The organism is Shewanella sp. N2AIL (assembly GCF_022690845.1).
Classification (GTDB): Bacteria; Pseudomonadota; Gammaproteobacteria; order Enterobacterales; family Shewanellaceae; genus Shewanella; species Shewanella baltica.
In genome coordinates, this window is sequence record NZ_JALBYT010000057.1 from 1 (window position 1) to 9,925 (window position 9,925).

The 9,925-nt window shown below is 46.4% G+C and carries 8 protein-coding genes and 1 rRNA gene; 2 read left to right on the top strand and 7 right to left on the bottom strand.

Going from position 1 to position 9,925, the window contains the following annotated elements; all coding sequences use genetic code 11:
• Together MO387_RS20475 and gmhB are read right to left on the bottom strand one after the other, a co-directional pair.
• A 16S ribosomal RNA gene (locus tag MO387_RS20475) occupies window positions 1–107 on the bottom strand; the annotation flags it as partial.
• Between the two features lie 618 nt (window positions 108–725).
• Entirely contained in the window at window positions 726–1,274 is a 549-nt protein-coding gene (gene gmhB, locus MO387_RS20480; RefSeq protein WP_107948063.1) for a D-glycero-beta-D-manno-heptose 1,7-bisphosphate 7-phosphatase, read from the bottom strand.
• Between the two features lie 464 nt (window positions 1,275–1,738).
• Here gmhB and MO387_RS20485 point away from each other — a divergent pair, with 464 nt between their 5' ends.
• Entirely contained in the window at window positions 1,739–2,410 is a 672-nt protein-coding gene (locus MO387_RS20485) for a GntR family transcriptional regulator (protein ID WP_106650864.1), read from the top strand.
• Window positions 2,411–2,501: 91 nt separating this feature from the next.
• Entirely contained in the window at window positions 2,502–3,569 is a 1,068-nt protein-coding gene (locus MO387_RS20490; RefSeq protein WP_006082137.1) for a ketoacyl-ACP synthase III, read from the top strand.
• An 87-nt stretch (window positions 3,570–3,656) separates the two neighbouring features.
• Here the strand turns inward: MO387_RS20490 and MO387_RS20495 are convergent, their stop codons facing one another.
• The 5 genes from MO387_RS20495 to MO387_RS20515 all read right to left on the bottom strand — a co-directional run bounded on the left by MO387_RS20495 (window position 3,657) and on the right by MO387_RS20515 (window position 9,258).
• Window positions 3,657–4,259 carry a lecithin retinol acyltransferase family protein gene (locus tag MO387_RS20495; protein WP_107948067.1) on the bottom strand — a complete coding sequence of 201 codons (603 nt, stop codon included), beginning with the start codon at window positions 4,257–4,259 and terminating at the stop codon, window positions 3,657–3,659.
• 233 nt (window positions 4,260–4,492) lie between these two features.
• Window positions 4,493–5,179, bottom strand: a complete 687-nt coding sequence (locus MO387_RS20500; protein WP_107948069.1) for an exonuclease domain-containing protein — start codon at window positions 5,177–5,179, stop codon at window positions 4,493–4,495.
• A 1-nt stretch (window position 5,180) separates the two neighbouring features.
• Entirely contained in the window at window positions 5,181–7,028 is a 1,848-nt protein-coding gene (locus MO387_RS20505) for a DUF294 nucleotidyltransferase-like domain-containing protein (protein ID WP_107948071.1), read from the bottom strand.
• Between the two features lie 215 nt (window positions 7,029–7,243).
• Window positions 7,244–8,980: a sodium:solute symporter family protein gene (locus tag MO387_RS20510; protein WP_006082141.1), complete on the bottom strand. Its 1,737-nt coding sequence runs from the start codon at window positions 8,978–8,980 to the stop codon at window positions 7,244–7,246.
• Between the two features lie 11 nt (window positions 8,981–8,991).
• On the bottom strand, window positions 8,992–9,258 hold the full coding sequence (locus MO387_RS20515) for a DUF4212 domain-containing protein (RefSeq protein ID WP_106650870.1): 267 nt from the start codon (window positions 9,256–9,258) through the stop codon (window positions 8,992–8,994).
• Window positions 9,259–9,925: the final 667 nt, after the last annotated feature.

A 9,925-nucleotide genomic window follows, 5' to 3' on the forward strand; every position in this document is an offset into this window, starting at 1 on the left:
CCGCTCGCCGGCAAAGATAGCAAGCTATCTTCCCGCTGCCGCTCGACTTGCATGTGTTAGGCCTGCCGCCAGCGTTCAATCTGAGCCATGATCAAACTCTTCAATTAAAGTTTTTTGCTTCCGTCTTGCGACTTCAGCGGCTCAACGAATTCTGTTCGACTTCTATTTATTCGAAAATAAGTAGTAAGTCTTTGTACATATTGCTATGAACACTCATCACTCTCGTGAAAGAATTGGTTGATTTAAAATTTTGACTGCCAACCCGAAGGTTAAGCAGTTTCGATTAACTCAACACCTGTGAGTGTCCACGCAGATTTGCTTGATAAATTGTTAAAGAGCATGGTTGGCGGCTTATTCAGCGTTTAACCCTTGACCCCGCTGGGTCAGTGGATGCGCATTATAGGGATATCAGATTTTACCGCAACCCCTTTGGCACGAATAATTACGAAAAACGACTCAAGCGCACACTTTTTAAACTAAAAGTGTATTTTAACGCCAACATTATCGAATTTGTGCTGGATTAAGGCAAAAGATGAGGTTAATCCTGCGCTAGAAATGACAAGAGCCAACCTATAGGTTAGCTCTTTATGCCATGTTGGATCGATTCTCTCGCAAACTCTCATCCAACAAGAGCGACAACTTGCGCCACTGGTTACTGTGATAGTTGCTGCTTGAGATGAACTTATCAGCAAATGTTTATCTGCTTATAAGTAGTAGTGCAGCGACTAGCCCAGGCTTTTTAAGTAAGCTGGCACATCGGCAATACTGCCCAGTACCACAGTGGCATCGCTGTCATCAGCAATAACCTTACCACTGCGCACTAATATACGTGTGGTCACGCCAGCAGCTTTCGCTGCCTGCATATCTTCGGCTTTGTCGCCAACCATGACTGAGAGTGCTAGGTCGATGTTTAAGAATTGCGCTGCATCATTGAGCATACCCGGCTTAGGTTTGCGGCAATCACAGTCGACCTTATATTCCCCTATGCCATTTTCAGCATGGTGCGGGCAATAGTAGATACCATCGAGTTCAACGCCTTTGTCGGCAAAGTTCCAATCCATCCACTCCGTTAAGCTGTGGAATTGATCTTCTGTGTACATACCACGGGCAATACCAGATTGATTTGTGACGACAACTAACTTGTAGCCCATTTCCTTCAAAGAGAGGCAAGATTCAAACACACCTTCGATATATTCGAAGTCATCCACTAAGTGGACATAACCATGATCTTTGTTAATCACGCCATCACGGTCTAAAAATACTGCTCGACTCACTGTAATACTCCAAAATCGCCTAAGGCGTTATCGCGCTATTATTCCATTCATTATCAGAAATTGCACCGCGAAGTTGTGCTTTTAGCGCTAAATTGAGCGTTGACGTTACTTATGGCGAGATGTAAACAAAACTGTCCCCAAAAGCCCCAGTGCTGGAAATGCCTTGTCCAACTTTCTCTACACCTTTGAGTTCATGCTCAATTGATGAGCCTGTGATCTGGCTAATCAAAGTACTTCATTACAAGAGATAAACAGCCCTCTGAGAAAAATGATAGCCGTTGCAATAGAGATTGATTCCAAGAACGGCGTTTAATAGAGAACGCTAGAACCATCAAAACCCTCGCAGTTTGGGCATTGTTAACCCCTAAGATGCAGCATTCAATCAAGCATTCCCCTTTATTTGTGGTGTTTTTAACGGTAATCTTGGGCAGATAACGAGAAAATACCCGAAATAGACGGAAATAATGAGTCGAACTACGCCTATAGTCCACAAAACCCGCACCCAGTTAGTTGTTGAAGTGCTCAGAGAGAGAATTCTTTCAGGTGACATAGCCGCAGGAGAACCACTCAGACAAAGTGCCTTGGCTGAAGCGTTAAATGTCAGCCGTATTCCGGTGAGAGAAGCCTTATTGCAACTCGAAGCCGAAGGACTCGTTAAGTTCGAGCCCCATAAAGGTGCGACGGCGACCGTGTTATCCGTCGAGCAAGTCACCGAACTTTTTGAATTACGTGCCATGATCGAAACCGATCTGCTCGCTAAAGCGATCCCGCGACTTCAAGACGCTGATTTAGAAAAAGCTGAACGTGTACTCGAACAATTGGAATCGGCCTTCAAACATGAGGATGCCGTTGCCAGTTGGAGCGAGTTGAATACGCAATTTCACACTTGCTTATATCAGGCGGCTAATCGTCCACACACCCTTGAGGTTGTTCACGGCCTCAATACTAATTGTGATAGATACATTCGTTTGCAGTTATTGCTTGCGGGGGGGATTCCTGCTGCAGAGCATGAGCACAGGGCTTTGCTCAACCACTGCAAACTGAGAGAAACAGAAAAAGCGACGGCGCTACTGCGTCATCATATTCTGCATGCCGCAATGACAATTCGAGATCTCGTCGCCAAACAGGTGGTCTAGATCACGGACGGCCATTAGAGTTGCCGATAAGCTTTGTTGTCGATTCAAGGCAGCGCTCAGGTTCTGCCTTTTTTATTTGAGAGAAACCACCATGCAGTACGCCACTATCACAGGTTGGGGCAAATGTGTTCCACCAGCCACCTTGACCAACGATGATCTTGCGACCTTTATCGAGACATCCGATGAATGGATTAAATCTCGCACCGGCATCAGCCAGCGCCATATCAGTCATGTTAACACCTCTGAACTCGCTTCAGTTGCAGCACAACGCGCGCTCGCAGCTGCGGGTATCGATGGCAGTGAAATTGACATGATCATTCTGGCTAGCGCCAGCCCAGACACTTTGATCCCGAATATCGCATCCACTGTACAAGCTAATATTGGCGCCAGTTGTGCCGCGTTCGACATCAATGCTGCCTGCAGTGGCTTTTTATATGGCTTAGGTTTAGCCAGCTCACAAATCAAGAGTGGTCAGAGCAAGAAAGTATTAGTCATTGGTGCTGAACGTTTATCTTTCTATCTAGATTGGTCACGCCGCGAAACTGCCGTGTTATTCGGCGATGGCGCAGGTGCCGTTGTTGTTGAAGCAACAGATGTTGCCGGTGGCGTGCTCGGTTATGAGCTGAATAACGATCCTGAAGGTCGTGACATTCTTAAAGCGGGCTTTGGCACGGCGATGGACAGATTCTCTGCCGAGTCATTGGATTTCTTTATTGAATTCGATGGCCAAGAAATCTTCAAGCGTGCGATTAACGGCATGAACAAGTTGAGCACTAAAGTGCTTGAAAAATGTGGCGTTGATAAAGATGAAGTGGATCTTGTTATCCCGCATCAAGCCAACGAGCGCATTATCGATACCTTAGTCAGTCGGATGAAAATTCCGAAAGAAAAAGCCTTCGTTAACATTGCCAACTATGGCAATACCTCAGCGGCAACTATCCCAATTGCGATTTGTGATGCATTAGAGCAAGGCGTGATTAAGCCGAATCAAACCATACTCTCTTGTGCCTTTGGTGCGGGCTTAACCTCTGCCGCACTCTTGCTGCAATGGGGCGATCGCGTGACGCCTATCAATATCAGTGATGCCGAGTTACCGCCTTGCGATAAAACGGGCATAGAGTTAGTTAAACGCGCTGTGGATTATTTTTGTAAGCCATAAACGGTTTCTGCAAAACAATAACATCTTGTTTTACGAAGACAAAATGCCATCTTAATCGATGGCTTTTTTAGTTTATGACGACAAAACTTATTCATTCAGCTTGCTCATGATCATCTCATCCCAATAGATAGCTTGATTAAAATACTCGGCGAGTTTTTGATTTAACTCATTAAAACCTTTAACCGCTTCTTCGCCCCTTTCACTATTGCTAATACAAGACCAGACAAATCGATGACAGTTATTGTCAAATAAATCATATTCCCGATACTGATAAATCGCCTGCTCGGCGCGGGTTAATACAGAGTCAGCAATAAGAGGCTGATGCTGATGATTACAGGCAAGATAGATTTGGCTGCCCGTTCGCCCCGCCAAGAAACGCTTTACCGACACGGCCCGCACCAACCCTGAGCCATGTAACTCTACGAGGCAATCATCACCCAGCCAAATACCGGTATGTTCAATCACCCCAAAGACATAACAACAGACAATACTGCCTGGGATTGGCGCAACTTGTTTTAATCCCTTTTGCCATTGACTCGGCGCCGCCACCATAGCGCGCTTGGCGACGGGATACTTAGGCGCTTTACCGAGTAATCTATCGCGCTCAAGTTGCTGACGCTTCTCGCGCTCATCGGCCAACAAAACTGCGCCAATTACGGCACCTCCCATCCAAAGCAAAGGTAACGGCATCATGTTCTCCTACACACTCAGTTTATTAGAGTGAAGTACAAGTTAGTTGGATTGCCAAGTTGGCGGCATTGAATTTAAGCTTTAAAGTTAAGCTTAGGATTAGGTTTCAAGTCTAGCCTGTCAGTAATTAACCTAAGATGAAATCAGAGTGAGATTAAAGTTAGATCAGCGTAAAACAGCATCACCTCAGCTCGATTAACTCATCCACAAAGAGTGAATTAAAACTGAAACTGCTAAGTCGATTGCCGCAATAAGTCAGCCACAGTAAGTTGCCCCGCCCCGCCCATGGCCGCCATTTGCGCCAATAATAATTCAGCGCAAGCTAAGGCATCGGTCAACGCACTGTGGGCAGTATAAATGGGCAAACCGTAACGTTCGCGGCAAGCGCCAAGGCGCAAACTGCCCTCTTTAATCACTGAGTGTTCCCGTAGCAAACGATGCCTTTCAAGCATGAGTGTATCAATGGCGGGTAGGACAAGGGCTTGATGATAAATGGCCAATAAATCCTGCTGCAGAAAGCGACAATCTAGCGGAGCATGATGTGCGACCAGCACCCGCCCATAGGTTTGATTGATAAACCAGCCCATGGCTTCCTCAATCGTCACCGCCTGCACCAGATGATTATCGAGGATCCCGTGGATCGTCGCGCTCTGGCCGACACTGCCACGAATTTGCACTAATTTTTGCTCGGCGCGCGCCAAAGGGATCTCACCGCGCTCAATCGGCACTAAGCCAATACTGAGGATTTGATCTTGCTGCGGATTGAGACCTGTCATCTCTAAATCCATCGTCATCAAAGGTGCTTCGGATAACGGCATCGCCAGCAGAGGTAATAGCGATTGATAATAGCCCTTAAATAACTGATGTTGGCAACGCAGCGCCCGCCAATTAAGTTTCGTTTTCAGCAGCAGTGTATTCATATCAAAAACTTCGCATGAACTTCATCTTCATCCCCGCCTGCGCCTCATGCACCACTTTAAAGGCATCACGTAGCTGATGGCGGACCAGCGAAGATAAATGTGCGGGTAACAGATAATTGCTCACCTCTAGCCCGAGATTATGTTGATAACCTTGGTTCGATAACCGCATATGGGCGATAAACTCGTGGGCATCGGCAAGATTAAGCGCATCTTTACGATTGAGAATGTTTGCGTCCATCAAGGCACGGATACGTTTCGCAGTATTCACTTCTTTGATCCCTGCCGACAGGGCATAAACACGAGCAATATCATTGATTAAAGCATTGCCCTTATGCTTCAAATCTATGCCTTTGACTTCGCTGCCATCACGTTCGAGGACAAATTTGCGGAAAAAGCCCAGCGGTGGCGACTCCACCAGCGAATTGCCTGTCATGCCCGCGAGGAAAATATCGTTATCACGGGTTTGAGCCAAGACTTTATCCTGCAGCGCATCAAATAAGGTTTGTGGGCCGTACACCGAGCGCATGTCGAAGAAGATACTGGCGTTCAGTAACGCCTTAGGCTCGGGCGTTATTACCCATTTTTCAAATACTTGTTGCCACTGTTTAAGCGACATTCGCCACTGTGGGTTTTGCGCCATAATGTTGCCGGGGCAAAACTCATAACCGCATTGGTCAAGCCCAGCGCACACCGCATGGGTTAAGGCATCGAAATAACCTTTGGCAAAATCATCCATCTCTTCTGCGACTAACAGACCATTATCTTGATCTGAACACGCCGCTTGATCTTGGCGTCCCTGTGATCCAAACGCCAACCAGCAAAAAGCCATGGGCGGCTCACCGAGCAATTGTTGATTGAGCACGATTAACCGCCGTGTCAGCGCATCGGTGACTGACGTTAATACTCGGCCAATTTCTTCGGCTCTGGCATCGGCACTGATCAAATTTTGCAGTAACAGCGGAATTTGCTTACTGACGCTAATTAAACTGGCAAGATCCTGCTGACGTTCAATCTCGCCAATCAACAGCAGCGGTTGCGAGCCCTGCCCGCGCAAGATGTCAGTACTGGTCACCATGCCGATAGCTTTATCTTGGTCGATAATGGGTAAGTGATGAATGTTATGTTCGCTCATCAGCAACATGGCTTCAAAAATCAACGCATTGGATGAAATTGAGATCGGCGAAACTGTCATGGCTTGATGCACTGCGATATGGCCGTCGAGCCCCGCCGCTAATACCCGGTTACGCAAATCCTTATCGGTTAAAATTCCAACTAGCTTGTGATTATCCGTGACCAACAGGGATGACACTCGGCTGTTTCGCATTAAGAGTGCCGCCTGCGTCACGCTCGCGTGGGCATCGATAACAATAGGCGCGGATGACATTAACGTGCTGATCCGGCTAGTGGTCGTCAGATCTTTCGCCTTAAAACGAGCCTCATGACGTAAACGTTTAGCAAATGCGCGGGTAAAAAATTTATCGAAGTTGCGGCTCTCGCTTCTAAGGTTATCGAACAAGCTTTGGGGCAAATGATAAACCAAACCGTCTTCGAGAATAGCGACCTTGTTGACGACTTTCTCCCCCGATAACAAGGTCGAAAAACCAAAAAACTCTCCCTCGCCGACTCTATCGACCAGCACACCTTCAGGATCGCGCACCTCAAAGGCGCCGCTACGCACCATATACAACTTGGGCGAGTTAGCATCGAAATTGACATAACCAGAGGCTTTACTGTAATACCCGACAGTGACAGCCTTAGCACAGCGCACCACAACATCTTCAGGCAGAGTATCAAAAGGCACTAGCCCTTGTAGAAATTGCACTACGGGTTGTAACTCACTGGCATTCATAGGCAACACCTTCTGTTAGGCGAAACTTTTACTTATATGTCATCACTATAGCCTGCATTGTCGCTGCGCTACATTCGACTAAAGTCAGCCTTAGGATGCACCCGTTAACTCCTCAATAGACTCATTCAACTACAGGGCAAAATACTTTCCAAATGCGCAATAAAAAAGAGCGCCGAAGCGCTCTCTTATGTTGATGCAATGATTAAGCGATGAGCTTAGTGACCGCTCGCTTCACCCGAACCTTTAGGGAAACGAATCGATTCGACCATCTCCTGAACATGTAATGGCGTTGCCGTAGTCACACGACTCACTAACGCCGCCACACCGAAGTTCACTAACATACCCACCATACCGATACCTTCTGGTGAAATACCGAGGAACCAGTTAGCGGCAACGTTACCCGTTGGGTCAACAAACTTGAAGTAGATGATATAGCTGGCTGTAAACAGTAGACCCGTTAACATACCGGCAATCGCGCCTTCTTTGTTCATTGTCTTAGAGAAGATACCCATGATGATCGCAGGGAACAGTGATGATGCTGCTAACCCGAAGGCGAACGCCACCACCGCGGCCACAAAACCTGGTGGATTTACCCCAAAGTAACCCGCAATCACAATGCCCACACCCGCCGCTAAACGAGCAAACATCAGCTCTTTTTTATCGGAGATATTTGGCATCAAGTTTTTCTTGAGTAAATCGTGTGAGACCGAGGTTGAAATCACCAACAACAAACCCGCAGAGGTTGACAAGGCCGCCGCTAAACCACCCGCTGCAACCAAGGCGATAACCCAAGCTGGCAAGTTAGCAATTTCTGGCGTAGCTAATACTATGATGTCGTTATCGATCTTCATTTCGTTTTTACTAGCAGGATCTTCCATCTTACCAGCTGCGTAATAAAGTTTGCCGTCGCCGTTTTTGTCGTTCCACTTGATTAAGCCGGTTTTTTCCCAGTTTTTAATCCACTGCGGCGCAGACTCATAGGCCACACCTTGCGAATCAGCACCGTTAATGGTTTCAATCATGTTGACGCGAGAGAACGCTGACAACGCAGGCACTGTAGTATACATGATACCGATGAACACTAACGCCCAACCCGCAGAGATACGCGCATCTTTCACTTTAGGTACAGTAAAGAAACGCACGATAACGTGGGGTAAACCCGCAGTACCCATCATTAACGCGCCAGTAATACAGAACACATCAATCATGCTCTTAGAACCGTCGGTGTAAGGGGCAAAGCCAAGTTCAGTTGACACATTGTTGAGTTTTTCAAGCAAGTAAACACCACTATTATTACCCGCGGCATCGAGCAGTTCAGCACCGAAACCCACTTGTGGAATAATGTGGCCTGTCATCATCACAGACAAGAATATGGCTGGCACCATGAAAGCGAAAATCAATACACAGTACTGAGCAACCTGAGTGTAAGTGATCCCTTTCATACCACCGAGTACGGCGTAGAAGAACACGACCGCCATACCGATATACACGCCCGTATCGACTTCCACTTCTAAGAAGCGCGAGAACACCACGCCCACACCGCGCATTTGCCCTGCAATATAAGTAAAACAGATAAAGATGGCGCAGATAACCGCGACAGTACGCGCCGCCTGTGAGTAATAACGTTCACCAACGAAATCTGGCACAGTAAACTTACCAAACTTACGTAAATACGGCGCCATACACAGGGCCAACAATACGTAACCGCCCGTCCAGCCCATTAAGTACACGCTACCATCGTAACCGACGAAAGACACAATACCCGCTAACGAAATAAATGACGCCGCCGACATCCAGTCCGCCGCCGTCGCCATACCGTTAACAACAGGGTGAACACCGCCACCTGCAACATAGAATTCTTTGGTCGAACCCGCACGGGTCCAGATTGCAATCCCAATGTAGAGCGCAAACGAGAGCCCTACGATAATATACGTTAGTGTTTGAACATCCATCTCAACGCTCCTTAGTCTTCTTGTACGTTATATTTTTTATCTAAGGCGTTGGCTTTTGCCGCGTAGACAAAAATAAGCGCAACGAATACATACATAGATCCCTGCTGTGCAAACCAGAAACCTAATTTGAATCCCATGAAATGGACTTCATTGAGTACATCAACCAATAAAATGCCGCATCCAAAAGAGACTGCCGCCCAAATGGCTAATAAGCTCAGTACGAGACGTAAATTCTCGCGCCAATAACCTTTTGCCTTGTCATTGTTTTCAAAACCCATAGTGACTCCCCTGTGCTGTTTTAATTTTAAGTCTTGTTTAATCTAGCAACAGCTGGTGTGAGCACAATCACGACTTTCGTCTAACCCGTGATTCAAAACACTGTCCATAAATAGTGAATAGAAACAAATTCAACGAGTTAACAATGATTTTACATTTGGATACAGTTTCAACTTTTTCAACAGGTTAGACCAATGTCGAACAAGAATGAGTGGGATTTAGGTGAATAAGGCGGGGAAACAAGCAAAAAATAGGAATAACGTGTTGTCTGAGCTGGAAAAATTAGAAATTTAAACAGTCTTAAAGATGACTTTAGACTGACTGCACGTCACTTGATTTAGGATTTTCAGTGCTGAGGATTGATGAGATATCAGCATTCGTTCTTCAATCAATAGGCGATTTCAAATCACTCATCCAAGTCGCGTAAGGCTGGCAGCAAAGCCGTTTCATTTCAGCATGTCACTTAATAGTCATCGCGTAGTTTGATTCACAATTGCATTTTCAATTTCAATTTCAGGCAAAAAATAACCCAGCCTAGACTGTAATGCCGTTCACTTAAGAGTGAACGGCATTTTTCTTTGGTCTAACCGGATACTTGTTTTTACTCATTTTAAGGACTCTTGGATAAGCCCTTTCCCGTTTACCATCCAACTTAAATTGCCGTGCATT